The sequence below is a fragment of the Corallococcus sp. AB030 genome (assembly GCF_003668965.1).
In the GTDB taxonomy this organism is placed as follows: Bacteria; Myxococcota; Myxococcia; order Myxococcales; family Myxococcaceae; genus Corallococcus; species Corallococcus exiguus.
In genome coordinates, this window is record NZ_RAWQ01000051.1 from 1 (window position 1) to 15635 (window position 15635).

General features: G+C 68.7%; 17 protein-coding genes. 14 read left to right on the top strand and 3 right to left on the bottom strand.

Annotated elements, in window-relative coordinates; all coding sequences use genetic code 11:
- From folE to D7Y15_RS14860, 5 genes are all read left to right on the top strand, one after another.
- Positions 1 to 601 (top strand): GTP cyclohydrolase I (gene folE / locus D7Y15_RS14840; RefSeq protein WP_233604960.1); only part of this gene is annotated, 601 nt, incomplete at its 5' end.
- On the top strand, positions 598 to 2025 hold the full coding sequence (locus D7Y15_RS14845; protein WP_120576081.1) for an FAD-binding oxidoreductase: 1428 nt from the start codon (positions 598 to 600) through the stop codon (positions 2023 to 2025). The genes folE and D7Y15_RS14845, both read left to right, overlap by 4 nt.
- 230 nt (positions 2026 to 2255) lie before the next feature.
- Positions 2256 to 2996, top strand: coding sequence for an RNA polymerase sigma factor RpoD/SigA (locus D7Y15_RS14850; RefSeq protein ID WP_120565939.1), 741 nt, complete (start codon positions 2256 to 2258; stop codon positions 2994 to 2996).
- Between the two features lie 148 nt (positions 2997 to 3144).
- Entirely contained in the window at positions 3145 to 3885 is a 741-nt protein-coding gene (locus D7Y15_RS14855) for a tetratricopeptide repeat protein (protein ID WP_120576080.1), read from the top strand.
- The gene (locus tag D7Y15_RS14860) at positions 3882 to 5750 is read left to right on the top strand and encodes a long-chain fatty acid--CoA ligase (protein ID WP_121752994.1); all 1869 of its coding nucleotides are present in this window, start codon (positions 3882 to 3884) and stop codon (positions 5748 to 5750) included. The genes D7Y15_RS14855 and D7Y15_RS14860 overlap by 4 nt, the downstream gene beginning before the upstream one ends.
- 133 nt (positions 5751 to 5883) lie before the next feature.
- Here D7Y15_RS14860 and D7Y15_RS14865 read toward each other — a convergent pair whose 3' ends face one another.
- Together D7Y15_RS14865 and D7Y15_RS14870 are read right to left on the bottom strand one after the other, a co-directional pair.
- Positions 5884 to 6120: a twin-arginine translocase TatA/TatE family subunit gene (locus tag D7Y15_RS14865; protein WP_120576078.1), complete on the bottom strand. Its 237-nt coding sequence runs from the start codon at positions 6118 to 6120 to the stop codon at positions 5884 to 5886.
- A 78-nt stretch (positions 6121 to 6198) separates the two neighbouring features.
- On the bottom strand, positions 6199 to 7248 hold the full coding sequence (locus tag D7Y15_RS14870) for a sensor histidine kinase KdpD (RefSeq protein ID WP_120576084.1): 1050 nt from the start codon (positions 7246 to 7248) through the stop codon (positions 6199 to 6201).
- A 208-nt stretch (positions 7249 to 7456) separates the two neighbouring features.
- Here D7Y15_RS14870 and D7Y15_RS14875 point away from each other — a divergent pair, with 208 nt between their 5' ends.
- The 9 genes from D7Y15_RS14875 (at position 7457) to D7Y15_RS14915 (ending at position 14483) form a co-directional block, all read left to right on the top strand.
- Positions 7457 to 7831 carry a response regulator gene (locus tag D7Y15_RS14875; RefSeq protein ID WP_120576077.1) on the top strand — a complete coding sequence of 125 codons (375 nt, stop codon included), beginning with the start codon at positions 7457 to 7459 and terminating at the stop codon, positions 7829 to 7831.
- A gap of 100 nt (positions 7832 to 7931) precedes the next feature.
- Positions 7932 to 8261: an SCP2 sterol-binding domain-containing protein gene (locus D7Y15_RS14880; RefSeq protein WP_120576076.1), complete on the top strand. Its 330-nt coding sequence runs from the start codon at positions 7932 to 7934 to the stop codon at positions 8259 to 8261.
- A 91-nt stretch (positions 8262 to 8352) separates the two neighbouring features.
- Entirely contained in the window at positions 8353 to 9531 is a 1179-nt protein-coding gene (locus D7Y15_RS14885; protein WP_120576075.1) for a CaiB/BaiF CoA-transferase family protein, read from the top strand.
- A gap of 146 nt (positions 9532 to 9677) precedes the next feature.
- Positions 9678 to 9974 carry a hypothetical protein gene (locus tag D7Y15_RS14890; protein WP_120576074.1) on the top strand — a complete coding sequence of 99 codons (297 nt, stop codon included), beginning with the start codon at positions 9678 to 9680 and terminating at the stop codon, positions 9972 to 9974.
- Positions 9971 to 10930 carry a ferritin-like domain-containing protein gene (locus tag D7Y15_RS14895; protein ID WP_120576073.1) on the top strand — a complete coding sequence of 320 codons (960 nt, stop codon included), beginning with the start codon at positions 9971 to 9973 and terminating at the stop codon, positions 10928 to 10930. Before D7Y15_RS14890 ends, D7Y15_RS14895 begins: the two co-directional genes overlap by 4 nt.
- Positions 10930 to 11295 carry a holo-ACP synthase gene (locus D7Y15_RS14900; RefSeq protein ID WP_120576072.1) on the top strand — a complete coding sequence of 122 codons (366 nt, stop codon included), beginning with the start codon at positions 10930 to 10932 and terminating at the stop codon, positions 11293 to 11295. Before D7Y15_RS14895 ends, D7Y15_RS14900 begins: the two co-directional genes overlap by 1 nt.
- 40 nt (positions 11296 to 11335) lie before the next feature.
- A complete protein-coding gene (locus tag D7Y15_RS14905) occupies positions 11336 to 11782 on the top strand; it encodes a thioesterase family protein (RefSeq protein ID WP_120576071.1) in 447 nt (148 codons plus the stop codon).
- Positions 11779 to 12696: an alpha/beta fold hydrolase gene (locus D7Y15_RS14910; protein ID WP_121752995.1), complete on the top strand. Its 918-nt coding sequence runs from the start codon at positions 11779 to 11781 to the stop codon at positions 12694 to 12696. The genes D7Y15_RS14905 and D7Y15_RS14910 overlap by 4 nt, the downstream gene beginning before the upstream one ends.
- A gap of 35 nt (positions 12697 to 12731) precedes the next feature.
- The gene (locus D7Y15_RS14915; protein ID WP_121752996.1) at positions 12732 to 14483 is read left to right on the top strand and encodes an AMP-binding protein; all 1752 of its coding nucleotides are present in this window, start codon (positions 12732 to 12734) and stop codon (positions 14481 to 14483) included.
- 21 nt (positions 14484 to 14504) lie between these two features.
- Here D7Y15_RS14915 and D7Y15_RS14920 read toward each other — a convergent pair whose 3' ends face one another.
- Positions 14505 to 15614: a hypothetical protein gene (locus D7Y15_RS14920; RefSeq protein ID WP_120576068.1), complete on the bottom strand. Its 1110-nt coding sequence runs from the start codon at positions 15612 to 15614 to the stop codon at positions 14505 to 14507.
- Between the last annotated feature and the right edge of the window lie 21 nt (positions 15615 to 15635).

The window sequence follows — 15635 nt, forward strand, 5'->3', positions numbered from 1 at the left end:
CCCTCGCGCCGTGCGCCCCGACCCCGCCGGTATGGCCCGGGCGGTCCGCGACTTCCTCACCGCCGCGGGGCTCGACCTCCAGGACGTGAACCTGCTGGACACGCCCACGCGCGTGGCCGACGTGTGGGCGAACGGCTTCCTAGACGGCTACGGCCGCACGCCCGAAGAGGCGCTCGGGAAGACGTACCCCGCGCCCGCGGACTCCTCCGGCGAACTGGTGGTCGTGACGGACCTGCGCTTCCACTCCATGTGCCCGCACCACCTGCTGCCCTTCACCGGCCGCGCGCACGTGGCCTACGTGCCGGGTTCGCGCGTGGTGGGCTTCGGACGCATCGGCGCGCTGGTGGATGTCTTCGCGCACCGGCTCATCCTCCAGGAGGACCTGGCCCGGCAGGTGGCGCGTTCGCTCGCCCGAGTGCTCGACAGTCCCGCCACCGCCTGCATCCTGGAAGCGGAGCAGGCGTGCCTGCGGCTGAGGGCCGATCACCAACGCGACGCCGTCACCCACGCGGAGGCCTATGAAGGACGCCTGCGCCGCGACGGCCCCCTGCGCCGCGAGCTGTGGGCCCGCGTGGGGGCTCGCACGGGAGCGGGCCGATGAACCCCGCCTCCCAGACCTTCGAGCGGGTGGCGCCCGAGCGCGTGGCGAAGGTGCTGGAGGCCCTGGCGGACGTGCTGTCCCAGGGCCAGGTGAAGCGCGACGAGTCCACGCTCGACGCCTACGCGCGCGACGAGTCCGACAGCGGCGTGTACCGGCCTGACGCCGTCCTGCTGCCGGAGACCACCGCGCAGGTGTCCGCCATCTTCAAGGCGTGCCAGGCACACGGCGTGCCCTTCACCCCCTGCGGCGCGCGCAGCGGCAAGAGCGGCGGCTCGCTGCCCCTGAAGGGCGGCATGGCGGTCAGCCTGGAGCGCATGAACCGCATCCGCTCCATCTCCAAGGAGGACCTCACCGCGGTGGTGGAGCCCGGCGTGGTGACGGGCGACCTGATGAAGGCCGTGGAGGCCCAGGGCCTCTTCTATCCGCCGGATCCGAACTCCTGGGAGTTCTGCACGCTGGGCGGCAACGTGGCGGAGAACGCCGGCGGCCCGCGCGCCCTGAAGTACGGCGTCACGCGCGACTACGTCATCGGCCTGGAGTGGGTGATGCCGGACGGCGAGGTGCTGCGCGTGGGCCGGCGCACCATCAAGGGCGTGGCCGGCTATGACCTGGTGGGGCTCTTCGTGGGCTCCGAGGGCACGCTCGGCGTGGCCACTGAAATCACGGTGCAGCTGATTCCGCTGCCCCGCCAGGTGATGACCGCGCTGGTGGTGTTCCCGTCCGTGCTGGACGCGGCGCGGGGCGTCTCCGCGGTGCTCGCCGCCGGCATCCTGCCGCGCTGCCTGGAGCTCATCGACGAGGTCGCCGTCCAGGCCATCGTGCACCGGGGCAGCTTCCAGTTCCCCCCGGACGCGGGCGCCGCCCTCATCGCCGAGGTCGACGGCAACACTCCCGAAGGCGTGTTCGCGGAGCTCCAACTGTTGGGGGACATCTGCACCCAGCACGGGGCCACCCAGACCCTGGTGGCCCAGGACGAAGGTCAGCGCGAAAAGCTGTGGGCGGCGCGGCGGATGATTTCCCCGGCACTGCGCGCGCTCAAGCCAGCCAAGATTTCCGAGGACATCGTGGTACCCCGCTCGAAAATTCCCGAGATCATCGAGCGGCTGAAGAAGATGGGCGCGGAGCTGGGGCTCACCGTGGCCACGTATGGCCATGCGGGCGACGGCAACCTGCACGCCAACATCCTGTACGAAGGTCCCAGCCAGCGCCCCCTCGTGGACGAGGCGCTGCGTCGCATGCTGGTGCTCACCGTGGAGCTGGGGGGCACCATCACCGGTGAGCACGGCGTGGGGCACGCGAAGCGGGAATATCTGGCGCTGGAGCAATCGCCCGCGCTGTTGGAACTGCAGCGCCGCCTGAAGGTCTTTTTCGATCCATCAGGTCTGCTCAATCCCGAGAAAATCTTCCCCGCGCTCAAGCGTTGAAGACTTCGTGACCGGAAACGTAGGTGCTGTCCCACCCGACACGTCACGCGCTTCCAAGGGCCCGGAAGTGCGAGTGCGTGACGGGCATTTGACAAGGGTGAGAGGGCGAAACGCTCTTCTTGGAAGGAATGAGAAACCCTTTCCGCCGTTGCGCGTCCTAGTGACAGGTGGACGCGGTTCGTCGGGGGATTCATCGCGTCCGGCAGTTTCGAACGGAAGGACGGGAAATCATGGCCAACTCGACGAAGTTCGCGGCAGAGGGCCTTTCGCATTACCTGCGTCACCTGGGCGGCCACCAGCAGCTCACGCGTGAACAGGAGTACGAACTGGCTCGCCAGGCCCGCAAGGGTGACGAGAGCGCCCGACAGACGCTCGCCAGCTCCAACCTCGCTTTCGTGGTCGCCGTGGCGAAGAAGTTCGCCAACCGCGGGGCCCGCCTGGACGACCTCATCCAGGAAGGCAACGTCGGCCTCATGAAGGCCATCGAGCACTTCGACCCGAAGAAGAACGTGCGCTTCGCCACCTATGCCGTGTGGTGGATCCGCGCCTACATCACCCGCTATCTGAAGGACAACCGCAGCCAGGTGCGCGGCGGTGAGGCGGAGCGCGGCAGCATGGTGGACTTCTCGCTGGACGCCACCATCGACGAGGAGGGCGAGACGACCTTCCTCGACCGGCTGGAGGACGGCGGTCCCTCCCCGCAGGAGACGTTCCTCTCCCGCGAGCAGGACACCGAAATCCAGGATGCCCTGTCCAAGGTGCGCAAGCGCATTGGCGACCTGGGCTGGGACATCCTCCAGGAGCGCCTCACGCAGGACAAGCCGCTGACGCTGGAGGAGCTGGGCCAGCGCTGGGGCGTGTCGCGCGAGCGCGTGCGCCAGGTGGAGCTGAAGACGAAGAACTTCCTGGAGCGCTACCTCATCGCCTTCAACGAGAACGAGGAGCACACCGCCACGGCCGACGCGGCCTGAAGCGCCAAGCGCGAAAGGCAGCATCTGTTGCATCGATGACGGGACCTGGCGGGGTGTTCACACCTTGCCGGTCCCGTCTTCGTTTTTGCCGCGCTGCGTCTGGCACGTTCGGTTGATGGTAGGCGAGCGTGCGTGCTAAGGCTTTTCGATGCGCTTGAAATTGCTTGCCCTTTGGGTGCTTTGGGCCATCCCGGCGAACGCTGCGGATCCCGCGCTGCTCGACCAACTCGACGCTTTGTACGCGAAGCGCAGTGACGCGGAGTCCGTGAAGGCGCTGGACAAGGACGTGTCCGAGGCGCTGAAGGCCGCGCCGGACGACTTCGAGCTGGCGTGGCGAAAGGCGCGCATCCTCCAGTGGCAGGCGGACGGCGCCACGGAGAAGAAGCTCAAGATGGTCCTGGGCAAGCAGACCTGGGAGGCCGGGGACAAGGCCTCCAAGCTGCAGCCCGCGCGCGTGGAGGGCTACTACTTCGCCGCCTGCGGCATCGGTTCCTACTCGCAGGCCGTGGGAATCATGAAGGCGCTGGGCGACGGGCTGGAGGGCAAGTTCAACGAGCGCCTGGACACCGCGCTGAAGCTCGACGCCACGTACGAGTACGGCGGTCCCTGGCTGGTGAAGGGGCGCTATTTCTATGAGCTGCCCTGGCCGAAGCGCGACCTGGGCAAGTCCGCCGAGTACTACCAGAAGGCCATCGCCAAGTTTCCGCAGTCGCTGCGCGCGCACTACTACCTTGCCGAGACGTTGCTGAAGGACGGCAAGGCGAAGGAAGCGAGCGCGGCCGTCGAGAAGGTCAAGCAGGGAAGCACCGCGTACAACCCCGCTGAGGGGCAGCGCGTGCAGCAGTGGGCCAAGAAGGTGGATGCCGACATCCAGGAGGAGCTCAAGTGAGGGCAGAGAGTCAGGTCACGACGGCTCCCGCGGCGGGCGGGACGCAGGAGCAGAACCTCGTCCAGTTGCTCGTTCAGCGGGCACAGAACGCCTCCAAGGTAGGCGTGACGCACAAGAAGGACGGACGCTGGCAGGACGTCACGTTCGCGCAGGTGCTGGAGGACGTGAAGGCGCAGGCGGCGGGCCTCATCGCCCAGGGCGTTCAGCCCGGGGACCGGGTGGCCATCTTCGCCAACACCAGCTTGCAGTGGATCATCGCGGACCTGGCCATCAGCGCGGCCCAGGCCATCACGGTGCCCATCTATGGCTCCAACACGCCGGATGAGTGCCGCTACGTCCTGAACCACTCGGAGACGAAGCTGCTGCTCGTCGACAACGACGAGAAGGACGCCAAGCAGGCGGGCCGCCTGTCCCGCGTGCGCTCCAAGCTGGGGGACATCCCCACGCTGCAGAAGATCATCGTCTTCGAAGGCCCCATCTCCGGCGACAAGGAGATGTCGCTCGCGGACATGGTGGCCTCCGGCAAGGGCCAGCCGCAGGCGGCCGAGTCCGCGTTCACCGAGCGCGTGTCGCAGGTGAAGTTGGACGAGACCAACATGCTCGTCTACACCTCCGGCACCACGGGCGACCCCAAGGGCGTCATCCTCACCCACGGCAACTGGGCCTATGAAGCGAAGGCCACCCAGGCCATGGGCATGATGAAGCCGGAGGACTCCGTCATGCTCTTCCTGCCCCTGGCGCACGTGTTCGCCCAGGTGGTGAAGGCCGCGTGGCTGTCCATGGGCTTCCGGCTGATCATCGCGGAGTCGGTGGACAAGCTGCTCGCGAACCTGGCGGAGACGCGCCCCACGGTGCTGCCGTCCGTGCCGCGCGTGTTCGAGAAGGTCTACAACAACGTCGTGGCCAACGGCTCGGCGGCGCCCGGCGTGAAGGGCAAGCTCTTCAAGTGGGCCTTCGGCCTGTTCGACGAGTACTCCGAGGCCAAGGGCCAGGGGCGCGAGTACGACACGCTGATGTTCAGCCTGGCGAAGAAGCTCGTGTTCTCCAAGGTGCGCAAGACGCTCGACGAGAAGCTGGGCGGCAACATGCGCATCTTCATCTCCGGCGGCGCGCCGCTGTCCCGGAAGATCGCCTACTTCTTCGACCTGCTCGACCTCAAGGTGCTGGAGGGCTACGGCCTCACGGAGACGAGCGCTCCGTGCAACGCCAACCGGGTGGAGAAGATCAAGATCGGTACCGTGGGCCCGCCGGTGCCGGGCACGGAGATCAAGATCGCCGCGGACGGTGAGATTCTCGTGCGTGGCCCCTGCGTGATGAAGGGCTACTACAAGAACCCCGCCGCCACCGCGGAGGTGCTGGATCCGGACGGCTGGTTCCACACCGGTGACATCGGCGAGGTGGACTCCGACAGCTACCTGCGCATCACCGACCGCAAGAAGGACATCATCGTCACCGCGGGCGGCAAGAACGTGGCGCCTCAGAACATCGAGAACACGCTCAAGACCTTCCCGCTCATCAGCCAGGCCATGGTGTACGGCGACAAGCGGCCGTTCCTGGTGGCGTTGATCACCGTGTCCGAGGACCCGGCGCGCAAGCTGCTGGAGGACAAGGGCATCGCGGTGGGCACCTACGCGCAGAACTCCCAGCGGCCGGAGATCAAGACGGCCGTCGAGGAGATCATCAAGAAGGTGAACGCGGAGATTCCTCCGTACTCCAGCATCAAGAAGATCGCCGTCATGGACGCGGACTTCACGCAGGAGTCCGGTGAGCTCACGCCCACCCTCAAGGTGAAGCGCAAGGTCGCCAGCCAGAAGTACATCAAGACCATCGACGCCATGTACGAAGGCGCGAAGGTCATGGACTGACGCACCAAAGCCCGACGCCCGTCCGAGGCCGCTTTCGAGCGGTCACGGTACGGGCGTCACGGGTGAACGTTCAGCGATGTCTTTTTGCCGTCAGGGGCGGGGCCTTCCCGGGCCCACCCGGACGGAACCGCAATCAGGCGTGGTGGCTGGGCGACTTGGCGGCGACGTCCTTGTCCACGGTGGTGGACGCGGACAGCGTGCCGGTCTTCTTGTCGCCAGCGTCGTCCTTCTCCTCGTCGCTGGAGAAGCCGCGCTTGAAGTTGCGGAGCGCGCTGCCCAGGGACGAGCCGAGCTGCGGCAACCGCGAGCCGCCGAACAGCAGCAGCAGCGCCGCGAAAATCAGAAGAATCTCAGGAAGCTTCAATCCCATGGCTTCGCTCCTCACGAAATGCGCGAGGGAGCATACCGGTGGGAGGTGGGTCGCGCTAGCAACTCCGCCGGCCAGGGCTCACGCCTGCCAGCCCGCTGGATGCCCGAGTTCCGCTGGAAGCGATAAGGGCAACGTGAGGAAGAGGGTGGTGCCGCCCGCGTCCGCCTGGGCGCCCACCTGGCCGCCGTGGGCCTCCACCTCCTGCCGGGCCAGGAAGACGCGCAGCGGATCCTCCAGCTTGCGCTCGCGGAAGGCGCGCTCCTCGCACTGGAAGACAGCGGTGATGTCCTCTTCTGGAACGGCCGCGCCGTCGCGGCGCACCTCCACCCGCACCTGGTGACCCAGGCGCTCGGCGCGCACGTGGAGCGCCTCGCCCGGCTGCGCGCGCGCCAGCAGGTGGTGCACGAAGGCCTCCACCGCGTGCTGGATGCGGCCCGAGTCCACGGTCACGTCGGGCAGGTCCGGCAGCGTGTCCAGCACCAGCTCCACGTTGGCTGCGGACGCCGCGGCCCGCGTGCGCTCCACCGCGGCATCCAGGATGGGCAGGAGCGCCTGGCGCTCGCGCTCACACGCCAGCGCGCCCAGGTCCGCGCGGCTGGAGTCGAAGAAGTCCTGGGCGAAGGAGAGCGCCCGGTCCGCGTTGCGCAGGATGGTCTCCAGCCCCCGCTGCGCCTTGGGCTCCAGCGGGATGCGCCCGTTGAGCAGCAGCGCCGCGTACGAGCGGATGTTGGCCAGCGACCCGCGCAGGTCGTGCGACGCGAGCGACAGGAAGCGCACGCGGTCCTCCACGCGCTCGCCTGACGGTGAAGCCTGGGGCACCTGGGGTGAACCCGGCTCCGCGCTCCAGGGCACCGGCAGCGCCCAGACCAGCCGTCCGCCGTCCTCCAGCGGCTCTTCGCCCACCAGGACGGTGCGCTCCTGGCGCTCCCACAGGTTGCGCTCGCCGTCCTTGCGGCGGAAGCCCACGGCGGCCATCAGCCCGTCGATGCCTGTGACGGCCGGCAGGGGAGGCAGGGCCTCCAACCCCAGGTAGTCCAGGAGCAGGGGACCGAGCAGGCGGGGTGTCCCTTGACGGGGCAACAGCGCGAGCCCCGGTGCGGTTTCGTTGCCTCCAGCCGTCTCCCCCATCCACGTCACGCGGACCTCCCCTGGCCGAGCCTCGAATCACCGGAAGGGTGGGCAGTGACTGTCGGTTTTGCAACGGGCTCCCTCTCCGTCCGCGGGACCCTTGATTTCTTGCACCCGGGGGGCCAGTGATGGTGGAAGATCGACCTCCGGAAGCGGTATCGAGGAGACACCTCTGACCTCGCTCAACGCACAGCATGCTGAAGCACCCGTGGTGCTCGTCGTGGACGATGATCCCGACATCCTGGAGGCCCTCTCCGAGATTTTGGAGGCCGAAGGCTTCGAGATCCGCCGTGCCCGCAACGGCAAGGAGGCCCTGGAGCGCCTGGAGCCGGACCCTCCGCACCTCATCCTCCTGGACCTGATGATGCCGGTGATGGACGGCTGGGAGTTCGCCCAGCGCATGCGCCAGAAGCCTGCCTTCGCGGGCATCCCCATCATCGTCCTCAGCGCGGACCGCAACGTCGGCAGCAAGGCGAAGGACATTGGCGCGATGGGCCACCTGGCCAAGCCCTTCGAGCTCAACGACCTGCTGTCGATGGTGCGACAGTCCCTCAGCCCCTCGGCGGACACCTCTCGCGTCTGAGCACGCCTCCCGTGGCCGTGCTTGACCGGAGCGGTGGGGCACCACTACGGTCCGCGCAGGGCTGATTCACCAATCAACGCTTAAAACCAAGGAGCGAGTCATGGCGACCGCGAAGGACATCATCGAGGGGCAGATTCCCGAGAAGCTTCAGGCGAAGCCGGAGCTGGCGAAGGACATCAACGCCATCATCCACTTCGACGTCTCCGGCGACGGTGGCGGCAAGTGGACGCTGGACACCACCAAGACGGAGGGCTGGGTGTCCGAGGGTCTCAACGGCGCGTCGAAGATGACCGTCACGGTCAGCAACGACGACTTCGTGAAGATCCGCGAGGGCAAGCTGAACCCGCAGATGGCCGCCATGCAGGGCAAGCTCAAGTTCAAGCCGATGGACATGGGCCTCGCCATGAAGCTGGCGAAGCTGCTGTCCTGAGCCTCTGAGTCTCGTGTCGTACCGACGGCGCGTCACCCTGATGGGGACGCGCCGTCTGCATGTCTCCATCTCCCCCTGGAGCCCCCCTTTCATGTCTGAGCCGTCTTCCCCCCTCGCGGGCCTGCGGGTGTTGGACCTGTCGCGCCTCTTGCCCGGCCCGTACGCGACGCTGGTGCTCGCGGACCTGGGTGCCACCGTGGACACGGTGGAGGACCCGGACGTGGGGGACGCCACCCGCCACATGCCGCCGCACCGCGAAGGGGAGGGCGCGCTCTACTACGGGCTGCACCGCAACAAGCGCTCGCTCACGCTCAACCTCAAGACGCCCGAGGGCCGTGACGCGCTCCTGCGCCTGGTGTCCCACTACGACGTGCTGGTGGAGAGCTTCCGCCCTGGCGTCATGGACAAGCTGGGCGTGGGCGAGGCGGTGCTGCGCCAGAAGAACCCGCGGCTCATCTACTGCGCCATCTCCGGCTACGGCCAGACGGGGCCGGACCGGCTCAAGGCGGGGCATGACCTCAACTACGTGGCCCGCGCGGGCCTGCTGGGCTACGGCGGAGAAGCCGGTGGCGCGCCCGCGTTCCCGGGCGTGCAGATGGCGGACATCGGCGGGGGAAGCCTCTTCGCGCTGGTGGGCATCCTGGCCGCGCTGCATGAGCGCGAGCGCACCGGCGTGGGCCGCTTCGTGGACGTGTCCATGACGGACGGCGCGCTGGCGTTCCTCCACCTGCACCTGGCCTCGCGCCTGTTCATGGGGAAGGAGGGCTCACCGCTCCAGCGTGGAAGCGAGGCGCTCAACGGCGGCTTTCCCAGCTACGGCCTGTATCGCACCGCGGACGACCGCTGGCTCGCGGTGGGCGCGCTGGAGCCCAAGTTCTTCGGCTCGCTCTGCGCGAAGCTGGGCCGCCCGGAGCTGTTGGACGACGCGTACTCCGGCGGCGAAGCCGGCGCGCGCGTGAAGGCGGAGCTCACCCGCGTCTTCGCGAGCCAGCCCCTGGCGCACTGGCGTGAGCAGCTCTCCGGCGCGGAGTTCTGCGTGGAGCCGGTGGCGGAAGGCGACGAGGTGCTCGCGGATCCGCAGCTGCGCGCGCGCGGCCTCTTCGTGGAGACGGATGATGCGCAGCGCGGCATTCGCGTTACGCACCTGCTCACGCCGCTGCGCATGGGCGACGTCGCACTGCGTCCACCGCCCACGCTCGGACAGCACTCGCGCGTCATTTTGGAAGACGCAGGTTTCACGGCCGAAGAAATCTCGCGCCTGATTGCATGAATGACGCGTGAAACGAACCCGTGAGGACGGGTTCGTACGCGGATCCAAAGTGACCCGTTGATGATTGACAGGTCTGGAGCCACAGTTAGTCTTTCCTGTTTTAGACTGGGAAATCGACTTTCAAGCCCTGGGAAGGAAGGTCCCCCGTGCCCGACGCACAGGAGCTCGAGTCATATATCCGACGGAAGTTCGCGGAAAACGTGGGTTTCACGGAAGAAGAGTTGTTTTCCGAAGACCTCACACTGTCGGCGCTGATTACACGCTCAGAGCGCATGACCAACAGCGTGGACTTGATGGAAGCCTTTGCCCGCACCTCCAACGGGTTGCGCAAGGATTATGGACTGAGAGTTCGCCTGCCGGCACTGTCCCTCGATACACCCGTGTCCAAGGTCCTGGCGGTGTTCATGGGTGAAGTCACGAACCCGGAGCGGAAGTCGGCATGAGCGTCCTCGCGCGCAGCCTCGAGCACGAAGAAGCGACCGTCACCCCCCCCAAGGTCCTCTCGCCCGAAAGCCGCCCGGCCATCCAGGCGGAGCTGTACGAAGCCCTCACCCAGCGGGGGCGGTCCCTGGTGGACATCACCTGGGAGCAGCAGCGGCTGCACGAGTCGCGGCGCTGGAGCGTGGTGGAGCTGCTCTCCCACGTGGACTTCGCGCACGTGGGTGAAGCCGACCGGCACCTGGTGTGGAACGCGGGGCGGGCGGAGCTGACGACGAAGCCGGGCGCGGACCGGCTGGAGCGGCTGGCGGATCAGGAGTGCCGCCGGTGGCAGGAGAAGAACCCCACCGTCGCCTCCATCATGCAGGCGTGCGGCACGTGGAGCCGCTACTGGAACGAGGAGGAGGCGCACCACGAGACGGCGTTCAACCGCCTGTCCTCGGTGCTGGGGCTGGAGCCCATCACCGACGCCACCTTCATCGAGTTCCGCAAGGTCTTCCCCGACGACGACATGCTGCGCACGCTCACGCTGCTGTCCATCTCCGAGGTGGTGGCGGCGGTGGACTACGGCCAGTGCTCGCAGATGGTCCAGGACCCGGGCCTGCGCGCGCTGTTCAAGCAGGTGGCCGCGGACGAAGTGCAGCACATGAACTACTTCATCGCCTTCGCCAAGGCGCTGGTGGACAGCGGCGCGTACAAGGCGAAGGAGGCGTTCGCGGTGGCGCACCTCTTCCTTCGCGACGGCGGCGAGGTGCACGGCAGCAAGCGCGAGCGCGTGGAGAACCGCGATACCCACGTCAACTGGTGGGATCAGCTGGAGCACCGCGAGAGCTTCTATGCCCCGGACGCGCTGCGCAAGAAGGAGCAGCTCATCTTCCACGCCCTCAAGCGCATCACCGGCATCACGGTGGCGTCGCGAGAGGAGCTGGAGGACACCTGGATGGACCTCGTCGGGTGTTGATGGGCCTGGGCCACGACCTCCAGGCCATCTCGGAGCTGGAGGCCGCACGGGCCCTGCGGGAGCCGGACGTCTTCTTCACCGCCGCGGAGCTCGCCCACTTCGAGCGCGCGGCGGATCCGGTGCAGAGCCTGGCGGCGGGCTTCAGCGCGAAGGAGGCCCTCTTCAAGGCGCTGCCCGCGGTCGCCGGTTGGTTCTGGACGGACGCCGAGCTCGTCCACGACGCCCGGCACGCACCGCGCTTCCAGTTTCACGGCACGCTCGCGGAGCACCTGGCGCGCGAGGGCCTGCAGGTCTCTGTATCGCTGTCGCATAGCGGAGGGTTCGTCTCGACGGTGGTCATCGTGACGCGCGCTCCGTCCCCCTGAAGTCGCTGTCATCCCCCTGGCAGCCGAAGGACATCCCCCCGTGCACTTCGAAGAGTCGTCACTCACGCTGCGCGTGCGTCCCAATGACCTGGACATCCTGGGGCACGTGAACAACGCCACCACGCTGGAGTACCTGGAGGCCGGCCGTTGGGCCTGGCTGGAGCGGCAGGGGCTGACGCGCGGGGGGCCGGTGGTGGCGGTGGTGTCGCGCGTGGAGGTGGACTACCGCCGGGAGATTCCCCCGGGCGACGTGGTGGTGCACACGGAGCTGGAGTCGCCCGCGGCGGACGAGCTGGAGCCGGACGGCCTCAACTACCGCGCGCGGTTCCGTCAGCGCGTGTTCCTGACGGTGGGCGGGCCGGTGGCGGTGGAGGCGCTGGTGAGCGTGGCCTTCCTGGACGCGCGGGCCCGGTCGCTCGCGTCGCTGCAGCAGTTCCTGGACGCCGCGCGCGCCCCGGTGGCCCCTGTCGAGGATCCGCGCCCATGAGCACGAACGTGAAGCCGGAGCTCGCGTCGCTGGAGTTCTGGGTGCCCACGTCCCAGGAGCACGCGCTGCACGTCGTGGAGGCGCGCCTGTCCGGGACGCCGGACTCCGCGCCCGGCATCCTCTTCGTGCCGGGGCTGTTCTCAGACGGCCGCTTCTTCCTGGGCGGGCAGGGGGATGGGTTCGCGCGCACGTTCGTGGATGCGGGCTGTGTGTCGTACGTCGCGTCCCTGCGCGGGCATGGCAAGAGCCGCTGGCCCGCGAAGCGCGCGTACAACTGGAGCTTCGACACATACGTGCGCCACGACATCCCGGACCTGGTGCGGGCCGTGCGCGCGCGTCACACCGGGCCGCTGTTCCTCCTGGCCCACAGCATGGCGGGCTACGCGGCGCTGGCGGCGCTGGGGGTGGACCCCTCGCTCCAGGCGTCGCTGTCCGGTGTGTGCACGCTGTCCTCGGCGGTGAACGACTACAGCGACGGCGGGTTCAAGAAGCGCTTCCAGCTGGGCTTCTCGTCCACGGTGGCGGGGATGTTGGGGCGCTTCCCGGCGAAGGCGCTGAAGCAGGGGCCCTGGGACGAGCCGGCGGGCGTGATGCGTCAGTTCACGGACTGGGCGCCCACGGGCGCGTTCCGGAGCACGGATGGCGCGACGGACTACTGGAGCGCGCTGGGCAACGTGACGCTGCCGGTGTTCGCGGGCGTGGGCGCGGCGGACGTGTTCCATGCGTCACCCCAGCGCGCGCAGAAGCTGGTGGCCCACCTGGGCAGTGCCCGGAAGGATCTGTTCGTCCTGGGGCGCGCGCAGGGGCTGAGCTGGGACGCGGGCCACTTCGACGTGGTGCGCGGAGAGCGCGCCCGCGCGGAGGTGCTGCCTCGCGTGCTCACGTGGATGCGCCAGGTGGCGCCCTCGCACTGAAGGACTGAAGGACCCGGAGGAGGGGAGTTTTTCGCATGCTCGACATCATCCAGCGGCTGGAGTCGGTGGATCCGCGGCGCGGCCTGTTTCTCTACGACGACTTCGTCGGGCCGCCGGAGTTCGTGCCCTACCGGGAGTTCGCCTCCCGGGTGGCCGGGGCGGCGGAGCACTTCCGCGCGCGCGGCGTGGCGCCGGGCACGCGCGTGGTGCTGCCCTTCGAAACCTCCTCGTCCGTCATCTTCGCCTTCCTGGGGTTGATGGAGCTGGGCGCGGTGCCCCTGTCCGTGAAGCCGTACATCCTGAGCACGCCGAAGGGCCCCTACCGGGACTTCCTCGCGCGCATCCGCGAGCGCTATGGCGCGCTGCTCGTGCTGGACGTGCCCAGCATCGCTGGACTGGAGCTGCCCCTGGAGCGCCTGCCGCCGCCGCCCACGGGCGCGAAGCGTCCCGGGGTGAAGCTGCGCGAGGTGGCGCCCGGAGAGCTGGCGTTCGTGCAGTTCTCGTCGGGGTCCACGTCGTTCCCCAAGGGCGTGCCCATCACCCAGGAGAACCTGGCCGCGAACCTGCGGATGATCATCCGGCACGACAGCCGCACGTCCGAGGACCGGGTGACGAGCTGGCTGCCGCTGTACCACGACATGGGACTCATCGGCGGGCTGCTCACCTGCATCACGGTGGGCAATGATCTGCTGTTGGCCCAGCCCGCGTCGTTCCTGATGGACCCCATGGGCTGGCTGGAGCTCATCTCCTCCGAGAAGGTGATGGGCTCCGTCATCCCCAACTTCGCCATCGACTACGCGCTGAAGTCGCTCAAGTCGGCGGACGCGGATGACCTGAAGCGGTTGGACCTGTCGCGCGTGCAGAGCATCTACCTGGGCAGCGAGCCCATCAACATCCCCAACCTGGAGCAGTTCCTGGACATCCTCGCCCCGTGTGGCCTGCGGCGCGACGTGTTCATGCCCTGCTACGGCATGGCGGAGACGGTGCTGATGGTCGCGAGCGTGCCGCCGCGCCAGACGGTGCGCGTCATCACCGCGCCCAACGGTCAGCCCGCCATCTCCGTGGGCCGCCCGCTGACGGAGTTCGAGGTGCGGCTGCGCGCGGAGGACGGCCGGTTGTGCGGCGAGGGCGAGCTGGGCGAAATCGAGCTGCGCGGCGGCAGCCTGGCGCCGTCGTACTTCCTGGACGACCGGCCCCTGCGCGGCGACGACGGCTTCTACGCCACGGGCGACCTGGGCTTCCAGAAGGAGGGCGAGCTCTTCATCACCGGGCGGATCAACGACCGCATCAAGGTGAACGGCCAGAGCTTCTTCTCCGCGGACTTCGAGCAGGCCGTGGAGCGGCTGGGCTTCATCCGCCCGGGCCGCACCGCCGTCATCCAGGTGAAGGGCCGTCTCGTGGTGCTGGCGGAGGTGAACCACCCGGCCGCGTTGGAGCGCCTGGAGGACAGCCGCAAGCAGGTCTGCCAGTCGGTGCTGGAGACGGTGGGCGTGACGCTCGCGAAAGAGGACGTCCTCTTCATCCGCTACGGCCAGCTCCAGAAGACGAGCAGCGGCAAGCTCCAGCGCCGCGCCATCACGGAAGCCTATGAGCAGGGCCGCATCCGCACCGTGACGCCCATGGAGTTGCGCGCGGACCTGCTCCAGATGCGCGCGCAGCGGCTCGTGCTGGGCTCGGTGATGGTCGCGCGGCAGCGGGGCCGCCGGTGGATGGCCTCCGGGAAGGCGGCGCTCTCCGCGGGACTCCTGCGGCTCAAGCCAGGAGGCCAGCGTCAGGACGGGCCCTGAGCGGCTCCAGAGCCTCGGGCCTCAACGGGCCTTCGCGGAGGCCCACAGGTCCCAGCCGCGCGCCGCGTGGCACGCATCGCCCACCAGGTCCAGGGCGAGCTGGGGCTGCGTCTTGGACAGCGCCTCCGTGTCGCGGAAGGCGCCCGTGGCCTCCAGCCTCAGCGTCGCGTGCTCCAGCGCGGCCTTCGCCTCCGCTACCGCCACCGCCTGCGCGGGCGTGGGCTTCCAGCCCGTCTCGTCCCGGTATCGCCCCAGCGCCTCCAGGAAGTGGCCGTGGAACTTCACCATCTGCACCAGCACCGGGATGCGGTACGCGGGCGCGGCGGTGAGCGCGGCCTCGTACTGCCGCGCCTCCGAACCCAGCCGGTACACCAGCACGTCCACCTGCGCGTCCAGCCGCGGGCCCCACGCCTTTCGCACGGCGGGGAAGCGCGCCCAGCCCGCGACGGCCTGGAAGAAGTGGAGCCCGCCGCACGGGTGCGCGTAGATGCCCTGCTTGTTCTTGGGCACCTGGGGAAGGCCTGCCTTCATGCCTCGGAGCAGCTCCGCGTTCGCGGACTCCAGCGTGGCGAGCGCGGTGTCCATCACCGCGTCCATGCGCACCGTCTCTCCCGCGCTGTTGACGAACGAGCCCCCGGGCTCCAGCACGTGTGACAGCGCGTCCAGCGCCCACGCACCGTCCGGCGACGCGGCGAGCGCGGGGCGGAAGTCGTGCTGGAGCGACGCCACCAGCTCCCGCAGCGTCACCTTGCCCCACGCCGTGGGGAACGCATGCGAGCGCGGGTAACCCGCGAGCAGGAAGGTCTTCACCTGGAGCGCCGGGTGGGGCTCCACGGGCGTGCCGTCCGGGGTGAAGGCGTCGAAGAAGTAGCGGGCCGTGCCTCCCGCGTCGGGGGCGTCGCGGCGCAGGTACCCCGCGACGATGGCGTCCGAGGCCGCGCGGCCATCCCGCGCGCGGAAGGACTTCCCGTCCAGGTCCATGCCGTGCGCGAGCGCCCAGGGTCTGGACGGATCCGCCCCGTGCGTGCGGCACTGCGCGTGGAGCACCGCGGACGCGGAAGGGGCGGCGGGGGAGGGCGGGGGAGCAGCGCTCAGGCCAAGCCCGAGCAGGGCCACGAAGGAGGGGAGCATGGGCGCGGGCAGTGTCGCAGC

Bases quoted from the DNA above. Each gene is read 5' to 3' on its own strand.
- D7Y15_RS14845 (WP_120576081.1), top strand. From the start codon at position 598: ATGAACCCCGCCTCCCAGACCTTCGAGCGGGTGGCGCCCGAGCGCGTG.
- D7Y15_RS14850 (WP_120565939.1), top strand. From the start codon at position 2,256: ATGGCCAACTCGACGAAGTTCGCGGCAGAGGGCCTTTCGCATTACCTG.
- D7Y15_RS14855 (WP_120576080.1), top strand. From the start codon at position 3,145: ATGCGCTTGAAATTGCTTGCCCTTTGGGTGCTTTGGGCCATCCCGGCG.
- D7Y15_RS14865 (WP_120576078.1), bottom strand. From the start codon at position 6,120: ATGGGATTGAAGCTTCCTGAGATTCTTCTGATTTTCGCGGCGCTGCTG.
- D7Y15_RS14870 (WP_120576084.1), bottom strand. From the start codon at position 7,248: ATGGGGGAGACGGCTGGAGGCAACGAAACCGCACCGGGGCTCGCGCTG.
- D7Y15_RS14880 (WP_120576076.1), top strand. From the start codon at position 7,932: ATGGCGACCGCGAAGGACATCATCGAGGGGCAGATTCCCGAGAAGCTT.
- D7Y15_RS14885 (WP_120576075.1), top strand. From the start codon at position 8,353: ATGTCTGAGCCGTCTTCCCCCCTCGCGGGCCTGCGGGTGTTGGACCTG.
- D7Y15_RS14895 (WP_120576073.1), top strand. From the start codon at position 9,971: ATGAGCGTCCTCGCGCGCAGCCTCGAGCACGAAGAAGCGACCGTCACC.
- D7Y15_RS14900 (WP_120576072.1), top strand. From the start codon at position 10,930: ATGGGCCTGGGCCACGACCTCCAGGCCATCTCGGAGCTGGAGGCCGCA.
- D7Y15_RS14910 (WP_121752995.1), top strand. From the start codon at position 11,779: ATGAGCACGAACGTGAAGCCGGAGCTCGCGTCGCTGGAGTTCTGGGTG.
- D7Y15_RS14915 (WP_121752996.1), top strand. From the start codon at position 12,732: ATGCTCGACATCATCCAGCGGCTGGAGTCGGTGGATCCGCGGCGCGGC.
- D7Y15_RS14920 (WP_120576068.1), bottom strand. From the start codon at position 15,614: ATGCTCCCCTCCTTCGTGGCCCTGCTCGGGCTTGGCCTGAGCGCTGCT.